The following is a 19388-nucleotide window of genomic DNA, read 5'->3' on the forward strand; positions in this document are numbered from 1 at the left end:
CTGCATTCCTTATTGCCAAAAATGCTGCACCGTTAGTGCCATTTTTGCTGCACTCTAAATTGCCAAAAGTTGTGTATTCTGATTTACCGATTACATTCTCGGTCGTTCCAAGCATCACTACATACCCATTTTGTCCAGATTTTGATATAGTATTCAAAACAAGTGGTGAGTCAATTCCTATAATAGTTTCAAAATCTGTTCGGTAGGCCTTTGCACTGAACCCAATATTTTTTGCAATTTTTGAAAGTTCTAGTAATGTCATCCCTGATTCGGACATTCTAGAGGTATGTTTTAACTCATCAATCGAACATAAATATCCATAATATTTGGCAACGGTTTGAATACATGCAATCCCACATTCTACAGGATTATTGGTTCTAACTAATAGATCATATAATAGTTTCAGGTTTTTCATTTTGCCATTATCTTGCTCTGAAATTGTTTATTTGGTGGGAGATATAAATTAAATATCATTTTCTTATAATATGTCCTTAAATTATTGGCAATGTTTTTGATTTTCAAAGTTTACCACAATATGGGGTTCCATCCCTTTTTTTCAATCCAATATTTAAAAATGGCTTCGCGTTCAGTGATAAAGTCTGTCTTTTTCCAACTAGCAAATTGGTCGAAGCCATAATATTTCTTCATATTTCCTGATGTACTAGAACTAACTTGTCTCGGCACCAGAGTTCTGATTCCCCCAAATATTAGACAAGAAACAGACAGATGGACATCTTCTCCTGTCGTTGTTGTAAATGGCTTAACTCCCCAAAAATAGCTCAGCCAATCGGTTTTAAGGAACCAACTATTACACCCAAAATCAACATATGTGTCTGAATAGCAGTGATTTTCAAGAATTCTACTATTGTTGTCTCCTACAAAATATTTGTTAATAAATTCTTCTTTCAAACCTTTAGGCTGCTCAGGAGTAAAATCCATAGTTGGGATAATTCGCCCTGTTGGTGATATAATACAATTTTTAGAAATACATAAATCCAAACATCTTTGTAGCCAATTTTCGGAAGGAATTACATCATCGTCTAAAATATATACGTATGGAGTTTTTGCATGTAATGCCAAGCTAAACCTTCCGAAATACCCAAGGTCATCTGTATTTACCTGATAATCAACCAATGGGTACTTATGTGTTAAATCGAGGTCGGGATCTAAGTTAAATTTACAATGATATATAAAAATCTTCGTTGGCAGAAGAGTTTGACGAAGAAGTGCCTGAATCTGTTCTTCCACGTTGTTCCGTTTCCAAACAGTAATAATTACCGTGATCATCTATTTAGTTTCATTTATAATTTTGAATTAACAGATTAAGATATTTTGAGAGACCAAAAAAGTACAATAATAATCCTAATTAGATTTTAAGTACACATTTTTAAATTGAGAATATTTAACAATGGATTTTCTTAAGATCTCGTAAATTTCGATTCTGTTAGAAATTTTTTGTTTTATTTAGGTATCTATCTTTAGTACGGATTAGTTTAATATATTGAATATTTCAAGAATTTACCATGATTGTCGGTTTCTATCCCGGTTTTAAAAGAAGAACCATTTACTCTTTCTAACCTGTGGCTCCAAGAGTAGATGACGAATTTTTGCCTCCATTCTTTATAAAAAAAATCTAGAAAAGCTGTGCTATTAAAGGGGACAAAAAAAGCACTTCCCTCAAAGATTACTTTTCGAAATTTCTGTTCTAATGCATTTTGAAAATAAAGACCGTTATGGAAGACAACGTGATTTTCTTTTCTTCGATACAACCAAAGATCAATGAAAGGAAATTTATATGAGTAATTTTCAATCGGCTCTCCTTCTTCGCTCCAGATCTTGAAAAATTCTGTTCCTGTTCTTTCTTCTATTTTGCTTTCGATTTGCAATCTTTTGTCCTCTTTAATAAAATTTTTAAATTTATTAAAATCATTTTCATCTATACCCAGATCTATATCATCATCCCATGGAATGATGCTCCCGTGCTGCACATAGCCAAGTAGTGTTCCACCATGTAATAATAGTTCTATATTTAATTTGGTCGCAATTTCAGATAAAATAGACAATATGTTTTGAGCTAATTGCTTCTGATCAATTGTCCAAGCGTTGTATTTATCGACTTTCAGACTAATCTCCCTCAATCTTCCCGTGTGAACATAGGAGCGATCAAAATCTATATCAAACCATTTTTTATCTTCAAAAAATAAATTAATTTCTTCTTTTAATCCCCGTTCGATTAATTCATCATCTACAGGTTGCTTTATAATATAATCAGGCAAAAGTTTTTTTGCACCTTCTTTACTCAAAAAGTATACGCAACTTCCCCAATAATACCCCAGTATATACTCTTTATCTTTTGGGGTACTATTACTCTTATCAAATGGAAAGAAAACATCCCAATTTTCAGAGAAAGAGTTGACAGCTTTTTCTATGAATTCAAAATCTTGTTTGAGTGAAACGTTATCTTCCATTACGAGACAAAAATCTTCTTCTGACTTGAAGAATTCACTCCAGATGTGTTTGTGTACGTTATGAATGTTTATTTCTTCTTTAGACAGTTGAAACCCATACTTTTTACTCATATAAACATTATCCAATAGCGAATTGCAATTGTCCAATGCTTCTACTATAATAATCTTAAAATTATCATCTGATAACTTTGTTTTTTCTTTAAAAAGATTAAGGGCATTAGGTGTTTCCTTTGGAATTATTCTATAAACTATCATATTTGAAAATATAAACAAAAGTAATTCTCTTATGTTACCAAAATGTTTCCATTGAATTAATATTGCAATTTTATTCAGTTTTTATTCCACGAGCTAGAATAATGTTGTATTTTATCGAAACATCTATTTGCTATTTATTTAATTACAAAAAATTTAGTGTTGGAAAAGAAAAAGTTTCTTATACAAGAAAATATGTGTTCGAAATTTTAGAGCAAGCAGAAGTTGGGCAGAGCCCTACTTTTCTTGCCCCATGCCCTGCAAATGGGGTTTAGAGTATCCTCCGGGGATACTCTATAGCCTCTACAATATCGTAAAGCTCATTTTTGGTATACTGAGTAGTATACTTTAAATCATATTCGATTCCTTAACAATAGGCCAGATAACTATATAAAAATATGAGGAGTTAATAAGGGGACTGCATAAAAAACTCCTGCCTGTCATTGGGAGACTAAAGCAGGAGTTTCATTATAAAACCTAAATATGAAAAAATTCATTAAAGAAGATGAAACGCCTTGGCGTCCTTTCTCTCTTTAATATACAAAAAAGTTGAAAACCTCAGACAGATTTGCCGAATATAACTTCTTACACTAAACAGGCCATATCCATCTTTTTATTAAGAAAATATTTTTTCGCTAAATTAGAGTTATGGCATTATATTACTTTAAACCCAGAAGAGCTTTCGATTTCGATCCACATCCATTTAAACTGGGAACTATCATGGGACTTAAAAGGGGCTATGAAGACAATCATTTCCCACTGAAGATATACGGTATGAAAGAGAAATCTTTTGATGATTACTATAGGTACCATCTAAAATATTATCTATCGGCTGGAGACCGAACAGAGAAGGAGTTCTTTTCCCACCTTTGGTACATCGTTTCTACCAGGATAGATTACTTCAATCACCAGAACCCATTTTCCAAGAAACATCCACTTTACGTTTCCAATATCAAAAAGCTGAGCGGATTTCTGGATTTCCTATCACCAAAGGACAGGTGGAATGTTCGCCCAAATGATATTCTTCTCAAGGAAAAAGATGAACTGATCGCAAAACTACAGGAGGAGAATAAAAAGCTATCCGATTTCACGATAATGCGCAAGATCGAAATATACGATGATTATCATACCACAGTGATCGACCTATTTCAACAGATGCAAAAATTAAAGCTTCCTAACGGCGCCCCCTTGTTACGAAAGGATATGCTCAGTCCCTATTATAAAATTGTGTCCAATTATTTTAGCAATAACAAAAAGAAGATCAGTATAGATACTGCTAAAAATTATTTTGTAGGTAAAGATAATTCACAGAAGGAAGTAAAAATTCCAGAAGATCGGCAACTATTCGTCATCGTTCCTAAAAAGAAGGATTGATCCCATCCTGTTTGATCCCTGAACATGACCATCGCGCCGAGTTGGTCATCCAAACTTCATCGCCAGATCCCAACTTTGTAGCAGTGGCCCCGCGTATAACCGGGGTACATATTGTTCACAAAATTGGTATACCATGCTATTAGACATCCTGACAAAAGAAGACCTGTCGCAGTTCAAGAAAGAACTGCTCGAAGAAATCAGACAGATCCTAACAAACGAAAAAACTGACGCCGAAAGGGAATGCTTCCGCAGCCGTGAGGTAAGAAAGAAACTGAAAATATCTCCGGGTACGCTACAAAACCTGCGGATCACAGGCACGCTCCCATTCAAGAAAATCGGCGGTAGCATTTATTATCGCGCCAGCGATGTGGATAAGATGATGGAAGGAGGAGAAGGTAATGGATAACAATACACAAGACCATGACTTTGAAGTTTACTTTGAGCACATCGCAAAAGATAATAGACTGCTGCCATCACATATCGAACTGGTTATGGCACTTTTTTATTTTCATAAGCAACCCGGCTTTCATGATTTTTTCTATACCAGCCGCAGGAAACTGATGCATTTTTCGCGGATCCGTTCAATCGCTACCTATCATAAATGCCTTTCCGAACTCGTCTTATATGGCTATCTGGAGTACATCCCCTCCTGGCACCCTACCAGGGCCAGCAGATTTAGGTTTATCGCTAACAATAATTCTGACAGCAATGGCTAGATCTAATGAAAACACAAGACGCGTCCGCTTCTCTATGGAAGTGAATCGCAGACTTAAACATCTTTCCCCTAAACTCGGCAGGACAAAACTTCTATTCCTGATAAAGATGTTTAATTATTTCAATAGAATCAAAAAGGATACTGCCGATCTGAATGACGGGGTGCTGAAAAATGAACTTTACAGTGGCGTATACTTTCCTTTCTCCAAAAGCAGGAATCCGGTCTCCCTGAGTTCCTATGTACCCCTTGATAGGAGAGCTAACCGCTCCATAATTAAAATAATTTGTAAAACAGACGGGTTTATCCGGAAAAATTTGTAGACCAAAGCTTTTTTGAAGAGTTTAGTAGGAAATTTTTGAAAAAAGTAATTATAGCTTTCCAATACAAATCTGAAAAATCTGTATTTTTACTTAAATTAGTTTGAAAAATTCGCATAAATACACTTTGTTAGTTTGAAAAATTTGTTCTGACATGTTGATTACTATAATTAATCTCAAAAGTTTGTAAAGATCATGGACAAGGATATCCCATTACACCTACAGGAGATACTGTTTTCTTCCAGCGATTCCAACATAAGCAGAGCCATTGGCAAGCTTGTCAAAGAAGGAAAACTGAAGAAGATTGCACCGAAGATATATACCCCAAATTTGGAGGAAGCTCCGGAGGCTATCGTGCTTCGGAATAGGTTCAAGATCATCGGGCATCTATATCCAGGTGTTTTGCTCAGTCACCGCTCCGCCCTTGAATTTAAACCTACTGATACTGGTGATATCTTTCTAACTTATTCCTATGATAGAAAGGTCAAACTCCCGGGCCTTACGTTGAACTTAATGCAGGGACAAGGGCCACTCCCAGGAGATTTACTTTTTTCCGATGGACTCTATGTCTCAGGACAGGACCGTGCATTATTGGAGAATCTTCAGGAATCCCGTAAAGTTGGAGGGGAGTCCAAAACATGGACAATTCCTCAGATAGAAGAAAAATTGGATCAGATCGTACGGGTTAAAGGCGAACAGGGACTAAATGAATTGCGGGACCGTGCAAGTGAAATCAGTACCAGGCTGGGTATGGATAGGGAGTTCGATAAGCTGAACCGGATGGTCGGCGCAATGCTGTCGACTAAGCCCTCGGGTATCCTGAAATCCCCGGTGGCCATTGCCCGGGCATTTGGGCATCCGTATGATCCGGCACGGTTGGACCTCTTCGAAAAGCTCTTTGTGGAATTGCAGCAGCGTGAGTTTGCGGATATATATGACGCAAACCAAACAACTAGGGCCTTCCGCAATTTTGCCTTCTACGAAGCCTACTTCTCTAACTTTATCGAGGGTACCCGTTTTGAGGTAGAAGAGGCTCTGAAGATCATTGATAGCGGAAAACCCTTGCCCGCAAGGGGAGAAGATTCTCACGATATACTGGGAACTTACCAAATGGTCAGTAATCGTGAGGAAATGCAGGTTGTCCCCAAGAATTCTGATGAGCTCATTCATATCCTTCGCTATCGGCATAAGACCATGCTAACTGCCAGACCTGACAAAAATCCGGGCGAGTTCAAGGACCGCAACAACCGGGCTGGTGATACTGAATTTGTCGACCATGAGCTTGTTGGAGGTACATTGGTACAGGGGTTTGATTTCTACAGAGCATTAAGGCACCCTTTTGCCAAAGCTGCATTCATGATGTTTATGATCAGCGAGGTACATCCCTTTTTGGATGGAAATGGGAGATTGGCGAGAGTGATGATGAATGCTGAGCTGACCAGCCAGGGACAGACCAAGATCATTATACCAACCGTTTTCCGGGACGATTACCTTGGCGCACTCAGACAATTGACACGCAGGCAGGAACCTGATACCTTTATCCGAATGTTGCAAAGAGCACAGTTGTTCAGCGAAACGATTAAGGGAGAAGATCTCTCCGCTATGCACCATGTGCTTGAAGCGAGTAACGCTTTCAAAGAAGACGACGGGTATATTCTTCGAATTGCTACCCCAGACCGAAAGCCATGGGAACAGGATGACGATGGACAGGACAGGGGTAGTAGTCTCAGACGTTAATTTCTCAAATAAGTCTTGAGAAAATTAGTTGAATAGGTGATACAAAATACCACATTTTAGCATTTTGCAAATCCTATTTTGCGCTATCCCCAGATTTGGAAAGAAAGACCGAGTTGCGAAGGTTGTTCTCCCTTTACCCTGCAATGCCCCAATTGAGGCATTGCAGAGTAAAGGCAAGATGGTTTTCGGGGTCCCCGAAAACACAACTTGCGCGTATTAAAACACTTCATTTTTTTGTACTCAGAACGAATCTCAGTTCCAAACAGCGTGATTCGATAGCAGGAGGGCAAGCCTAATAGCATAAAAGCAATATTGCCCAATAGCTTATCTTCCTAGTACCCTATTCGAAAGTTTGTTTATTATGTTCCTTGTTAAGATTCTTTAACTGTTGCTGGCATATCAGATGGGTCTAGAACATCGCTCAGCTGAACAGCATGGATAGCTTCCGTATAGTAATCCACTCGGATAGGGCCCGTCAATTTTCTGGCTGGTAGTGATAATACCTCCTGTAGGATTGATCAGGCTTATCCGGTACTAGGTACAGGCATGTCGGTTCATTGAGCAATTGGCGATAAATAAACTATTATATCTAAATTTCTAAATTCTTACTACAAATATGTAATATGAAAGCGATGTATGAAAACATCACTTTCTTCCTGAATTAAGCAATATTTCTTCGACTATGATTTGCCTTTATTAGAGTAAGCACCTTAGGTGGCCCATAGCGCTGCGATTTTAGCATGACCTGTTGGCGCAGTTTTATTCTCGATCGTTCTTTCCAGTTTTTCCATGTCTATTGCGACCCTATTGTCCAATAACTTCGCATAATGCTGCGTAGTCTTAATGTCCGTATGTCCAAGCATCTTGGAAACAGTTTCGATAGGTACACTATTTGCCAATGTAACAGAAGTGGCGAACGTATGACGTGATTTGTGAAAAGTGAGTTCTTTTGTTATCTCACACACATCCGCTATTTCTTTAAGATAGCTGTTCATTTTCTGATTGCTGAGAACTGGAAGAACCATATCCTTGGCTATGCACGGCGGATAATCACGATACCTTTCAATGATTTCAAGAGCTTTGGGAAGTAGTGGAATATTTGACGACGTTTCGGTTTTTTCTCTGCTGGTGAAGATCCAGAGTTTTCCGTCCACTCCTTCAGAAATATCAATCCATTTTAGTTTCTTTACATCTGCATAGGAAAGTCCAGTGTAACAACAAAAGACAAAGATATCGCGGACATGTGCAAGTCTTGGTATTTTGAAGTTCTTTTCTTCTATCCTCCGAAGTTCCGCATCTGTCAGAAATTCCTTCTCTTTAGCTTTGACCTTGATCTTATAAAAGGCAAATGGATCGTCCGTTATCCATCTGTGCGCGATACATACCTTGATGATCTTGCGAAGGTGCTTCATGTATTTTGCTGCCGACACGGCTGAACAGCCTATCGTGGCACGAAGAAAGAATTCGTAGCCTGTGACAAAAGCATGGTCAATCTTTCTTGTGTCGATATCTGCTAGTCTAAATTCTTTCTCAAGGTATTCACAAACATGCAATAAAGAGGTTTTATATCCTTTGAGTGTATTGGGCTTGAATCCATTGCCGAGCAATGCTTCCATCTGCATATTATGCTCCCTGAAGACATCTAAGAAATTTTTACATTTAGTATCCTTTCCCTGATACTTAAGTTTGATCGATTCCGCTGTGATTTCCTCTGCGGCAGCCGTCATAGCGGTATGGATCGTACTTATTTTAGTTACGAGGGTATCAAGATAGCTGTTCAGGGTCTTGACAGCTTCTGTTGTGCCTTTCACACGGTTGGCTTTAGAATTCCATTTGGACGGATAGCATTCTCGTCCAGTGGAAACTTCTTTTGGGATACCATCTACGGTAATCCGCATGTAGATCGACTTGGGGCCGCTAACATAATTTTTTGGTTTCTTCAGATAGAAAAGCAAGGAATAATTTGTACTCATGACAACATCATTTAAGTGAAACAAAATTAGCCTTGCAACTAAAACAGATCAAGATGTTTGATTTTTAAACATCTTGATTATAAGAATGTTATTGTCATTTCAGTGAGTGAGTAAATGAGCGAAAATGACTCACTGAATGACTCACTTTTTTCTTTGGATTTATTATAGGTTTTGTAGATACTGAAAAACAAAAAAGCCTGCAAATTAAACATTTGCAGGCTTTTGTACGTTTTGACTTTTAGATCTGTAGCCCGTAGGGGAATCGAACCCCTGTTTCAAGAATGAAAATCTTGCGTCCTAACCCCTAGACGAACGGGCCATATCGTTTTCGATGATGCAAATATAGAAGCTTTTTCAAAAAGCACAAAAAAAAAGTGCTGTCTGTGTGCTAATTCATTGAAATTGAGAAAAATTATTTTTTTAAAGGACCTATTCTACAGCGTAAGCGAGCATATATTCATTGAACTTCTCGTAATGTACATCATAAATATGCTTATTTTGATCGCTGTCGAGTTCAAGTTTTAATATACCTTGCGTTTGGTATTCGAATGGTTGTATGGTCATGTTGTTCAAGAAGGAAACCCCTGCATTGCCTTGAAGTTTATAAATTGCTTCTTTGGCGCACCAACAAGCATAAAGCTGCTCATAGCGGCTATCATCCTGCGCGATGAATGCAAGCTCCGCAGGTTTTAAAAACTTATGTTGGATGCGCTCTACTTTTGTTTTGATGATTTCCATGTCGATACCAACCTCTCCTTTTGTACTGATCATAGCTGCTGCATAATCAAATGAGTGCGAAAGTGATATTTTTTGGGGAAAATTGGCGAGATAAGGCTTGCCATTTGCATCCGAAGGACATTCGATATAGCGGGATGTGTTTAATAAGGTTCGCAGGAGAACACGTGTGGCAAGCCAATGTAACCGTCTTTTCCCTTTATTGAAGGACCCCAATTTTGCTTTTTCACGTTCATCCAATTGAAGTTTCGACAGTAAATCGTCGTCCGATTCCTCAATTCGCCAAATTGCAAATTTGGTTTGATTATCAATTTCACGTAGATACACTAGACTCATACCCAAATTTAAAAAACAAATCGCAGATTTTTGTTTTGAAAAATGAAGTAAAATTAGTGGGAGAACTGTATTTTTGAATTTGTATAGCATTGCCTGACGCTTTTGCTATTTTGATACACATGATTTTATCTGATAAAAGAATTCTCGAAGAGATTGAAAATGGCAGTATTGTCATTCAACCATTTGATCGTAAATGTTTGGGAACAAATTCCTACGATGTGCATTTGGGGAAATATTTGGCAACATATGCAGACCGTGTACTTGATGCCAAGAAACACAATGAAATTCAGCATTTTGAAATCCCGGAAGAAGGTTTTGTATTGGAACCCAATACCCTTTATTTAGGCGTTACGCAAGAATACACCGAGACGCATAAGCATGTTCCTTTTTTAGAGGGCAAATCGAGTACTGGTCGCTTAGGGATAGATATCCATGCAACTGCAGGAAAGGGTGACGTCGGTTTCTGTAATACCTGGACCTTGGAAATTTCGGTTGCCCAACCTGTTCGGGTTTACGCGGGAATGCCTATTGGACAATTGATCTATTTTGCCGTAGAAGGCGATATCGAAACATTTTATAATACCAAAGGTAACGCAAAATACAATGGCAAAACCATCCGTCCGGTGGAATCCATGATGTGGAAGAATAATTTCTGATGCGGAATATGGGATGGATTATTTTAGGGGCTCTATTGATTGTTCTTATCAGTGGAGTACTCTATTATTTTGTTCATCCAATGTTTGGTGGAAGTTTCAAAGGAGCTCGACTGGAGCGGATGAAACAGTCACCAAATTTTAAAAATGGTATTTTTCATAATCTCGAAGTAACGCCGTCGTTGAAAAGCGATGTCAATATGGCCTCTTTGCTGTGGGATTTCCTTTTCAACAAAAATCCCCACTTGAAACCGATCAACGTATTGCCTGCTATGGAATGCGATTTAGCACATCTTCCCGCAGATGACGTTCTGATTTGGTTTGGTCACTCCTCCTACCTGATGAAGTTAGATGGGAAATTAATATTGGTTGATCCGGTGTTCAGCCAAAATGCTTCTCCTATCCCAGGTAGCAATAAAGCATTTAAGATGTCTGTCGACTATGCGACGATGGTTTTTCCGAAAATTGACTATTTGTTTATCTCTCATGATCATTACGATCATCTGGACTATGAGACTGTTGTGAAATTGAGGGATAAAGTCGGTCAGGTGATTTGTGGTCTTGGCGTGGGGTCGCATTTTGAGTCTTGGGGATATAAGGCCGATCAGATCATCGAGGGTGATTGGTACGACCAGATAAAACTGGCGCCCGATTTTCAGGTAACCTTCACACCCGCAAGGCACTTTTCTGGGCGAAGATTTACACGGAATAATACCTTGTGGACATCCTTTGTGTTAAAAACTTCCCAGTACACTATTTTCTTGGGTGGAGACAGCGGATATGGTAAGCACTTCAAAAAGATAGGTGACCAATTCGGTCCATTTGATTTAGCAATTTTGGAAAATGGCCAATATAACGATGCCTGGCATTATATCCATTCCTTACCTGACGAATGGGCTGCTGAAACGAAGGATCTGAAAGCTCAAGCTATTTTGCCCGTTCATTCTTCTAAGTTCGCGTTGGCTATGCACGACTGGAAAGAGCCAATGGAGAAATTTTACGAGACAGCGAACAAAGAACAGATCACTCTCCTTACGCCAAAAATAGGGGAAATGATCCATTTTAATAGATTAGATACAGTATACGCGCCTTGGTGGCGTGAAGTCAACTAAAATCTATTTATTCTTTTCCTCAATCCATAAAGACATATATTTTGTGCTTTGCATCGTGTGGTGCAACAATATCTGACTAATAAAGTTTTGTTGGCGGTGCCTGTCAATCTGCGCTTTTAACAAAGATAGATTCGTCATAAAGTCGGCCTGATACTTTCGTTTTTCATAACGCTCGTTGATAATACGGATACCATGTTCTTGGGCCGTTTTCCAAAGATCCTCGTTTTCGTAAAGCTCGACAGTCTTTCGGCAGAAAGTTTCGGGATCGTCTTCGATAAAACCATTCCAGTCCAAATTACCCTTCATGGCTTCTGCTCCAACTGTCGTGGTGACAGATGGTGTGCCGGTTTGCATGGCGTCGATAAACTTTCCTTTTACGCCGGCACCAAATTGAATTGGAGCGACCAGTACTCGGTAGTTTTCCATGGTAAGACGAGCAGATTCCGCCCGTCCCTTGATCAGGAAATTCTCTTTAGAGTTGTTTAACTGGAGTACTTTTTGGGTTGCGTAGGCACCATAAATGTGCAATTCTACTTTGGGAAGCATCTTCCGTAATTGGGGCCAGATTTGTGTTTTTAGATATTGAACCGTATGCCAGTTCGGCTCATGGATAAAATTTCCGATGAATAGTAAGTTCTTACGCTCTTCAAAGGGCTTCCATTGAGTAATTTCAGTAGAACTGATCTCGTGTTCAAGGAAAGGGAGGTAATAGAGGATGTCGGGTGAAATTCGAAATTCTTCGATAAGAATCTTCATTTCGGATTCGGAGATAATCAAAGAGAGGTCACTTCGCAGAATAGAGGCAATTTCCCGTTTAGCGGTGTCTGTAAATAACTCTTGAAAGGAGAAATCACCTTTATTTTTGACGGATGCCTGTCTCGCCTGGCGTAAAAAATGCAAGTCTTCCGTGTCGAGTATGCGGAGTGCATCGGGACAATGCTGTGCGACACGCCAACCATATTGTTCTTCTACCATAAAACGATCAAAAACAACAATATCGGGCTGTAGTTGAGTAATAAAATCGTCGAAGCTATTGCTATTGAGTACGATTGCTTGTTCATGTATCCCGAGAGACTGCAAAGGGGCACTATAAGGTGACTTCGCAGCAGCCGAAGCAAATGTAATGTGATAAGAGCGGGTAGTGAACGTTTCAATTAATTGCATCATGCGAAAACCCGCCGCTGAAGATGTTGGCTCTGGCCACACAAGTCCGATGAACAAAACCTTTTTCTCTTTCATGCAGGAAAATTACTGATTAATGTGAAAAGAATTGACGAAAAATTAACAATTAGTCATTTTCAAACGATTAGCTTTATTTTAGTGTTTATAATATATTTAAAGGTTATTCATCATTAAACGATCATATGGCCAAAACTATTGCTCAACGGATTCGACATTTTTCGCCAAAGACCTATTGGAAGGAATTAATAGCTGTTTTGGTTATCTTATTGGCCTTCGTTTTTTTTAGAAATGAGCGGAAAGAGCTTGCGGCAATTATTCCGCAGTTGCGCGCAGCCAACCTAACCTGGGTTTCAGTTGGAGTTGGAATTACCATCGTCTATATTGTGCTTCAGGGATTGATGTATGTGCAGAGTTTTAAAGCGATCGGTCTTTCTATTAATCTGAGAATCGCCATTGATCTTTTCCTGAAGAGAAATTTACTCAGTGTGTTTCTTCCTGCGGGTGGAATTAGTTCTTTGGCATATACAACAACGGAGTTGCGGAAAAGAAATTTGAATACGACGCAAATTCACCAAGCAGGGGCGCTGTATGGCTATGTCGGACTACTGACGGTCTTTATGATTGGTGTACCTGTTATATTGTATACGATCTGGCATAATAAAAATTTTGGTGATGCCTGGATCTCATTGGTGGTTTTGGGACTGCTCCTGGCTGTTGTATTTTGGCTCGTTTGGTCTTTTCGGACACACAAAGGCATTTATCGCTGGGTCGAATTAAAGTTTCCTGCTGTAGCCTCTAACATCGATGAAATATTTTCGGGAGAAGTCAAGCTAAAATATTTGTTGGGTACCATGTTGGCGTCCATGGTCGTCGAATGTTGCGGTATTGCCCATGCTTTTGTAAGTATGTATGCTCTTGGTTTGGACCACTCCTTCGAGGCTGCGGCTATTGCCTATACTGTTTCGGTCGTATTGATGATTGTGTCTCCTTTTCTACGTGGCCTTGGGGCTGTAGAGCTGACCATGCTGTATATTTTTAAAGCGTACGGCTACTCGCAGGCAGAAGGATTGGGCATTACAATTCTCTATCGGGCATTCGAATTTTGGCTTCCATTACTCTTGGGAATCCTTGTCTTTGCGTGGCGTGGTAAGCAATTGCTGGCACGCATTGGACCGGCGTTGCTTATATTTTTCTTAGGTGTGGTAAATCTTGTTTCCGTATTGACACCACCTTTGGCTGATCGTATGAAACTTGATCGTTTTTATTTACCGCTAGAAGCAATTCATGCTTCTAAATTTATGGTATTGGTTTTGGGCTTAGGACTATTGGTAACTTCGGCATACCTGATTAAAGGTTTCCGTATTGCGTTCTGGATCGCCGTGGTGTTTAGTGCTTTGTCGCTGTTTGGACATGTGTTTAAGGCACTGGACTATGAAGAGGCATCGGTTGCTTTGTTGACGTTGATTTTATTGGCAATGAGCTATAAACAATATCGCATCAAGAGTAATATTCGTTGGGTAAGAATTGGGTTTATCACATTTTTTGTCGCTCTGATAGCGATATGCCTGTTTGATGTGTTGAGTTTTTACTTCATTGATAAGCAACATTTCGGGCTAGACTTTACATGGGGACAATCAATATATCATACGGCACGGAGTTTTCTGTTGTTTGCAGATGATGAATTGATGCCACAAACAGCTTTTGGTCAAGAATTTTTGCGCATCACTCAAGTTTTGGGACTATTTTGTTGGTTCTTATTGATCTACGCACTTGCACGTCCTCGGCTGATTGATGACGAAGATTCGAGTAGCTCCGAAATGGAGCATGCAGAACAATTACTAATTGAGTTTGGACAGTCTCCGATGGACTTCTTTAAATTGGGAAAAGATAAGAGTCTGTTCTTCTCAGAAGTCTCGGAGGGATTTACCGCTTATCGCTTGGCGAATGAATTTGCTATCGTATTGGATGAACCTGTCTGTGAGCAGGGGGATAAGGAAGAGCTGGTTCAAGAATTTGATCAATATTGTTATGCGAATGGTTTAAAGGCCATTTATTACCGTGTTGATGAAAATAGCTTGGTTCATTTTTCATCTCTTCGTAAGCAAAAAATCACCATTGGACAGGAGGCTGTATTAGAATTGGAAACATTCAAGCTAGAAGGAAAAGACCGTAAGTCATTACGTAATGGACTTAATGCAATTCAAAAAAAGGGTTTTACAACGGAGGTGTTGAAAGCTCCGCAGGAAAAAGCAATTATAGACGAGCTAAGATTGATTTCCAATGAATGGTTGAAAGAATTTGATAAAAAGGAAATGGTTTTTTCGCAAGGAATGTTTGATGAAAATGAGCTTATTATGCAAGATATTATTGTATTGAAAAATGAGCAAAATAATATTGTCGCCTTTCTGAATATTATTCCCGATTATGCTAAAGATGAGTGCACTTATGATATGATCCGAAAATCGCTTGACGCACCAGGTGGGAGTATGGATGCATTGATTGTTGAGCTTATTGCATATGCTAAAGCCAAAAAGTATGTCTATCTAAATTTGGGCATGGTGCCAATGACGGGCTTGGGAGCGACAGATAGTCCCGCTGAAAAGATTATGAAGTTTGCCTCAACACGATTGGGAAACTTTAAACATTACCATAGTCTGCGTGATTTTAAAGAGAAGTATGCGACATTTTGGGAAAATAAATACCTTATATTTGATAACGATTTTGATCTCTTACAACTTCCTATAGCACTGGTCAAAGTGATGAAACCGAATGAATAGCTTCATGTAAATCTCATACAGATGAAAAAATTAGCCACTTTATTTATAATTGGTAGCATAGCATTTCATGCTTTTGCTCAACAACGTTTGATTGACATGAAATATTGGAATAATAAAGCTGTACTACCCCTGGTTCTCTATCTGAGTGGAGATGGAGGATTCAATTCGTTCTCAAATAAGCTCTGTGAGCTAATTGCTGGAGCAGGATATACTGTTGCAGCTCTTGATTCAAAAAATTATTTCTGGAAGAAGAAAAGCCCGAAAGAGATAGCAGAAGATATTTCTAATACCTTGAGGACTTTGCTATCCTCACGGCAGAATATGCGTCTTTTCGTCGTTGGATATTCATTTGGAGCAGATGCGGTCCCTTTTATTGTTAATCGTTTGGACCCTGTCGTTAAGAAGAACGTAAAGAGCGTTGTTCTTTTAGAGCCCTCTGTATCTACAGATCTGGAGATCCATATAGCCGATATTCTAGGACGAAGTAATATAAAGCGAAGCCTTGATGTTGTCTCCGAAATAAATCGCATGGATGGAGTCAAAACGGGCATCATTCTCGGTGACGATGAGGCCGATTTTCCTGTACAAAAAATAACACTTAAGAATTTTACAAAAAAATACCTCTCCGGAGGCCATCATTTTAGTGGGAATGCAGACCAGGTAGCGAAGAGTACGGTCGCTCTCTTTTAACTGAGCGGTGTTATTGTCTGCTAGCTTTCTTTTAAGCTGGTTTACAGTAGCGATAGGCCTTTTACCTTGTCAAAATCGGTGAAAGCGCTGAAGCTATTCGGATTTCTTGTCCTACATCAATTTAATTAAATGAAGAAGGTCTTAATTTTGATTTAGAATTTAAATAGACAATTATGGAATTAGGAATAGGAATGTTTGGTGACTCGAGGATAGATCCTGTTACAGGTCAAATCCAGGCAGCGCAAGATAGAATGAAAGAAATTATTGAGGAGATCAAGCTTATGGATCAAGTAGGATTGGATTTCTTTGGAATCGGGGAACATCACAGGGCAGATTATGCGGTTGCAGCACCCGAAATTGTCTTGGCTGCGGCTTCTACAGTTACCAAAAATATTAAATTGGGCAGTGCAGTTTCGGTATTGAGTTCTGCGGATCCTGTTAAATTATTTCAGGATTTCGCGGCAGTCGATCTTTTATCCGATGGACGTGCTGAGCTGATGGCTGGAAGAGGATCCTTCATTGAATCCTTCCCTTTATTTGGTTATGATCTGAAAGATTATTCCGAATTATTTGAAGAGAAACTTGAGCTTTTGTTACGATTGAACAAGCAAAATCCAATTACTTGGCGAGGAAATTTTAGAGCGCCACTAATCAATCAAGAAGTATTCCCACGGCCTAAAAATGGATCACTGCCGATCTGGGTTGCTGTAGGTGGTACAACATCTTCTGTTATCCGTGCAGGAAAACTTGGTTTACCGGTTATGTTTGCTATCATCGGCGGCATGTATGAAAGCTTCGATCATTTATTTGAAATGTATCGTCAAGCATATGAGGATAATGGACATGATATGGCTAATTTCCAGGTTGGGGTGCACATGCATGCGTTCTTTGGCGACAACAACACTCAGGTAGCGGATTATTACTATCCGATTTATTCGGCACAGATGGACCGTATTGGAGCAAGTCGGGGTTGGCCACCATACCAACGTACACAATATGACTTTGGAAGATCTTCAAGGGGGCACCTCATTGTTGGAGATGCTGCTTATGCCGTAGATAAAATTTTGCAAATACAGGAAAAATTCGGATTGACACGTTTCTCTGCACACATGGATGTGGGCGCTCCTGGGCATAAAGAGATGCTGCGTTCTATAGAGATTTTTGGCGAAAAAATAGCGCCTGAAATTCGAAAGGCTCTTCATAAAGATGCCTAAAGAGCGATTATCATTTTTTTAACGCTGAGATATTCGCTACCTTTGTGGCGTAAATCATTTTAGAGAGTAAGATGCTTGGATTAAAGTTGTTGACAGATCCGCGATGGGCAAACATCGCAGAAGGAAATTTAGAAGAAATTTTGACTGATCATGCCTGGTGTGAGCAAAAGGCTGCTTCAAATGCAATATCATTAATCACAAACAACTCAGAATACGAAGATTTAGTGCATGAACTGACAGCAATTGCTATCGAAGAAATGGAGCATTTTAAGATGGTTATTGATATCATCAAAGAACGTGGCTATACCTTGGGACGTGAAAGAAAAGATGATTATGTTGGCCAATTGATGAAATTCTCTAAAAAAGATGGTAGTAGAAATATGGCTTTTATTGACCGTTTATTATTCGCGGCAATGATTGAAGCCCGAAGCTGCGAACGTTTTAGAGTGCTCTCGCAAAATATTCAAGATAAAGATCTTGCGAAGTTTTACCATGATTTAATGGTGTCTGAGGCAAATCATTATACAACATTTTTGAATTTTGCACGCAAATATACCGTAGACGTCGATGTAGAAAAGCGTTGGAAGGAGTGGTTGGAATTTGAAGGGAAGCTGATTCAGTCGTACGGAAATAAAGAAGCCATTCATGGCTAATCGGACCGCGCTCCTACCTATTTTAAAACACATACATAACAGTTGTCCCGTTCTATTTCTTAGAACGGGATTTTTTGTCACTTATTTATTCTTATCTTTGTACCGTGATTGAAAAAAGTAAAATAATAGATATCAGGAGTTTGTCTTTGGATCAGATCAAAGATCAACTTACAGCGTTGGGGGAGCAGGGCTTTCGTGCGAAGCAGATTTATGAATGGCTTTGGGTAAAATCTTGTGTAGATTTTGATCAGATGAGTAATTTGAGTAAGTCCCTTCGTGAGAAGCTGAAAGCGAATTTTACGATCAATGCAGTAACAGTTAAAGAATCTCAGATCAGCTCGGATAAAACAATTAAAAGTAGTTTTTGGCTGTATGATAACAATATCATTGAAGGGGTGTTGATACCCGCTCCGGAACGAATGACAGCCTGTGTCAGCTCACAGGTGGGCTGTAGCTTGACCTGTAAGTTCTGTGCAACAGGCTATATGGACCGTAAGAGGAACCTCAATGCCGATGAGATTTATGATCAAGTCGTTCTGATCAGCAAGCAAGCCGAAGAGAACTACGGGCAGCCACTGACAAATATCGTTTATATGGGGATGGGTGAGCCTTTGTTGAACTATGCCAATATGATGAAGTCGGTTGAACGCATTACGGCCCCCGACGGATTAAATATGGCTGCTAAGCGGATCACTGTTTCCACTGCGGGTATCGCAAAAATGATTAAAAAATTGGGTGATGACCAGGTACGTTTTAATCTAGCACTTTCTTTGCACGCCGCAAATGATAAAAAGCGAAATGAAATTATGCCGATCAATGAGCAGAACTCACTAAAAGCTCTGGCAGAAGCCCTCAAATATTTTTATGCGAAGACAAAAAGTCCAATTACATTTGAATATATTGTCTTTAACAATTTCAATGACGAATTGGAGGATGCAAAAGAACTTGCTAAGTTCTGTAAACACGTTCCTTGTAAGGTCAACCTGATTGAGTATAATCCTATAGCACTGGCCGATTTCTTAAATGCTGAAGCGGATAAAATCGAGGTATTTGCAAATTATCTAAAAAGTCAAGGTATCATCACGAATGTGAGACGTAGCCGTGGTAAAGATATCGATGCCGCCTGTGGACAATTAGCAATCAAGGACGAGAAAAAGGAGGAAGCCGAGGCATAATCTGAAGGATAGTTCCTATCTTTAA

General features: G+C 39.2%; 17 protein-coding genes and 1 tRNA gene. 11 read left to right on the forward strand and 7 right to left on the reverse strand.

Going from position 1 to position 19388, the window contains the following annotated elements; genetic code table 11:
- The 3 genes from L1283_RS07000 to L1283_RS07010 all read right to left on the reverse strand — a co-directional run.
- Nucleotides 1-415, reverse strand: a 415-nt coding sequence (locus L1283_RS07000) for a cysteine peptidase family C39 domain-containing protein (protein WP_429625983.1), incomplete at its 3' end; no start/stop codon positions are given.
- 110 nt (nucleotides 416-525) lie between these two features.
- Nucleotides 526-1287 carry a glycosyltransferase family 2 protein gene (locus L1283_RS07005; RefSeq protein ID WP_291096801.1) on the reverse strand — a complete coding sequence of 254 codons (762 nt, stop codon included), beginning with the start codon at nucleotides 1285-1287 and terminating at the stop codon, nucleotides 526-528.
- 206 nt (nucleotides 1288-1493) lie between these two features.
- Nucleotides 1494-2723, reverse strand: a complete 1230-nt coding sequence (locus L1283_RS07010) for a LicD family protein (RefSeq protein ID WP_291096799.1) — start codon at nucleotides 2721-2723, stop codon at nucleotides 1494-1496.
- Between the two features lie 645 nt (nucleotides 2724-3368).
- Between L1283_RS07010 and L1283_RS07015 the strand changes: the two genes are divergently transcribed.
- From L1283_RS07015 to L1283_RS07030, 4 genes are all read left to right on the forward strand, one after another.
- Nucleotides 3369-4094, forward strand: a complete 726-nt coding sequence (locus tag L1283_RS07015) for a TMF family protein (protein WP_159332612.1) — start codon at nucleotides 3369-3371, stop codon at nucleotides 4092-4094.
- Nucleotides 4095-4227: 133 nt separating this feature from the next.
- On the forward strand, nucleotides 4228-4500 hold the full coding sequence (locus L1283_RS07020) for a helix-turn-helix domain-containing protein (protein WP_145328040.1): 273 nt from the start codon (nucleotides 4228-4230) through the stop codon (nucleotides 4498-4500).
- Nucleotides 4493-4810 (forward strand): hypothetical protein, encoded by a 318-nt coding sequence (locus L1283_RS07025; protein WP_115045974.1) that lies wholly within the window; start codon nucleotides 4493-4495, stop codon nucleotides 4808-4810. Before L1283_RS07020 ends, L1283_RS07025 begins: the two co-directional genes overlap by 8 nt.
- 511 nt (nucleotides 4811-5321) lie before the next feature.
- A complete protein-coding gene (locus L1283_RS07030) occupies nucleotides 5322-6863 on the forward strand; it encodes a Fic family protein (RefSeq protein WP_070565846.1) in 1542 nt (513 codons plus the stop codon).
- 710 nt (nucleotides 6864-7573) lie between these two features.
- Here the strand turns inward: L1283_RS07030 and L1283_RS07035 are convergent.
- The 3 genes from L1283_RS07035 to L1283_RS07045 form a co-directional block, all read right to left on the reverse strand.
- Entirely contained in the window at nucleotides 7574-8836 is a 1263-nt protein-coding gene (locus tag L1283_RS07035) for a site-specific integrase (RefSeq protein ID WP_145328039.1), read from the reverse strand.
- A 247-nt stretch (nucleotides 8837-9083) separates the two neighbouring features.
- Nucleotides 9084-9155, reverse strand: a tRNA-Glu gene (locus L1283_RS07040).
- A gap of 110 nt (nucleotides 9156-9265) precedes the next feature.
- Complete coding sequence (locus L1283_RS07045) at nucleotides 9266-9907, reverse strand: 4'-phosphopantetheinyl transferase family protein (RefSeq protein ID WP_070561499.1); 642 nt, start codon at nucleotides 9905-9907, stop codon at nucleotides 9266-9268.
- Nucleotides 9908-10026: 119 nt separating this feature from the next.
- Between L1283_RS07045 and dcd the strand changes: the two genes are divergently transcribed.
- Together dcd and L1283_RS07055 are read left to right on the forward strand one after the other, a co-directional pair.
- Nucleotides 10027-10563: a dCTP deaminase gene (gene dcd, locus L1283_RS07050; RefSeq protein ID WP_046673098.1), complete on the forward strand. Its 537-nt coding sequence runs from the start codon at nucleotides 10027-10029 to the stop codon at nucleotides 10561-10563.
- Between the two features lie 8 nt (nucleotides 10564-10571).
- Entirely contained in the window at nucleotides 10572-11672 is a 1101-nt protein-coding gene (locus L1283_RS07055) for an MBL fold metallo-hydrolase (RefSeq protein WP_286851128.1), read from the forward strand.
- A 3-nt stretch (nucleotides 11673-11675) separates the two neighbouring features.
- On the opposite strand, the gene L1283_RS07060 is transcribed toward L1283_RS07055, so the two are convergent.
- Nucleotides 11676-12911, reverse strand: a complete 1236-nt coding sequence (locus tag L1283_RS07060) for a glycosyltransferase (RefSeq protein WP_286851127.1) — start codon at nucleotides 12909-12911, stop codon at nucleotides 11676-11678.
- 125 nt (nucleotides 12912-13036) lie between these two features.
- Here L1283_RS07060 and L1283_RS07065 point away from each other — a divergent pair, with 125 nt between their 5' ends.
- The 5 genes from L1283_RS07065 to rlmN all read left to right on the forward strand — a co-directional run bounded on the left by L1283_RS07065 (nucleotide 13037) and on the right by rlmN (nucleotide 19363).
- The gene (locus L1283_RS07065; RefSeq protein WP_429625984.1) at nucleotides 13037-15631 is read left to right on the forward strand and encodes a phosphatidylglycerol lysyltransferase domain-containing protein; all 2595 of its coding nucleotides are present in this window, start codon (nucleotides 13037-13039) and stop codon (nucleotides 15629-15631) included.
- Nucleotides 15632-15652: 21 nt separating this feature from the next.
- A complete protein-coding gene (locus L1283_RS07070) occupies nucleotides 15653-16321 on the forward strand; it encodes an AcvB/VirJ family lysyl-phosphatidylglycerol hydrolase (protein WP_286734232.1) in 669 nt (222 codons plus the stop codon).
- Nucleotides 16322-16494: 173 nt separating this feature from the next.
- Nucleotides 16495-17535, forward strand: a complete 1041-nt coding sequence (locus L1283_RS07075; protein WP_286849714.1) for an Atu2307/SP_0267 family LLM class monooxygenase — start codon at nucleotides 16495-16497, stop codon at nucleotides 17533-17535.
- 71 nt (nucleotides 17536-17606) lie between these two features.
- Nucleotides 17607-18188, forward strand: a complete 582-nt coding sequence (locus L1283_RS07080) for a tRNA-(ms[2]io[6]A)-hydroxylase (protein ID WP_070561487.1) — start codon at nucleotides 17607-17609, stop codon at nucleotides 18186-18188.
- A 74-nt stretch (nucleotides 18189-18262) separates the two neighbouring features.
- Nucleotides 18263-19363, forward strand: coding sequence for a 23S rRNA (adenine(2503)-C(2))-methyltransferase RlmN (gene rlmN, locus L1283_RS07085; protein WP_376747253.1), 1101 nt, complete (start codon nucleotides 18263-18265; stop codon nucleotides 19361-19363).
- Nucleotides 19364-19388 lie beyond the last annotated feature (25 nt).

It is taken from the genome of Sphingobacterium sp. HSC-15S19 (assembly GCF_050433745.1).
Taxonomy (GTDB): domain Bacteria; phylum Bacteroidota; class Bacteroidia; order Sphingobacteriales; family Sphingobacteriaceae; genus Sphingobacterium; species Sphingobacterium siyangense.

What these genes read in the sequence shown, in the direction of transcription:
- L1283_RS07010 (WP_291096799.1), bottom strand. Translation starts at nt 2,723, where the DNA reads ATGATAGTTTATAGAATAATTCCAAAGGAAACACCTAATGCCCTTAAT.
- L1283_RS07020 (WP_145328040.1), top strand. Translation starts at nt 4,228, where the DNA reads ATGCTATTAGACATCCTGACAAAAGAAGACCTGTCGCAGTTCAAGAAA.
- L1283_RS07030 (WP_070565846.1), top strand. Translation starts at nt 5,322, where the DNA reads ATGGACAAGGATATCCCATTACACCTACAGGAGATACTGTTTTCTTCC.
- L1283_RS07060 (WP_286851127.1), bottom strand. Translation starts at nt 12,911, where the DNA reads ATGAAAGAGAAAAAGGTTTTGTTCATCGGACTTGTGTGGCCAGAGCCA.
- L1283_RS07005 (WP_291096801.1), bottom strand. Translation starts at nt 1,287, where the DNA reads ATGATCACGGTAATTATTACTGTTTGGAAACGGAACAACGTGGAAGAA.
- L1283_RS07075 (WP_286849714.1), top strand. Translation starts at nt 16,495, where the DNA reads ATGGAATTAGGAATAGGAATGTTTGGTGACTCGAGGATAGATCCTGTT.
- L1283_RS07080 (WP_070561487.1), top strand. Translation starts at nt 17,607, where the DNA reads ATGCTTGGATTAAAGTTGTTGACAGATCCGCGATGGGCAAACATCGCA.
- L1283_RS07045 (WP_070561499.1), bottom strand. Translation starts at nt 9,907, where the DNA reads ATGAGTCTAGTGTATCTACGTGAAATTGATAATCAAACCAAATTTGCA.
- L1283_RS07015 (WP_159332612.1), top strand. Translation starts at nt 3,369, where the DNA reads ATGGCATTATATTACTTTAAACCCAGAAGAGCTTTCGATTTCGATCCA.
- L1283_RS07025 (WP_115045974.1), top strand. Translation starts at nt 4,493, where the DNA reads ATGGATAACAATACACAAGACCATGACTTTGAAGTTTACTTTGAGCAC.
- L1283_RS07070 (WP_286734232.1), top strand. Translation starts at nt 15,653, where the DNA reads ATGAAAAAATTAGCCACTTTATTTATAATTGGTAGCATAGCATTTCAT.
- dcd (WP_046673098.1), top strand. Translation starts at nt 10,027, where the DNA reads ATGATTTTATCTGATAAAAGAATTCTCGAAGAGATTGAAAATGGCAGT.
- L1283_RS07035 (WP_145328039.1), bottom strand. Translation starts at nt 8,836, where the DNA reads ATGAGTACAAATTATTCCTTGCTTTTCTATCTGAAGAAACCAAAAAAT.
- L1283_RS07065 (WP_429625984.1), top strand. Translation starts at nt 13,037, where the DNA reads ATGGCCAAAACTATTGCTCAACGGATTCGACATTTTTCGCCAAAGACC.
- L1283_RS07055 (WP_286851128.1), top strand. Translation starts at nt 10,572, where the DNA reads ATGGGATGGATTATTTTAGGGGCTCTATTGATTGTTCTTATCAGTGGA.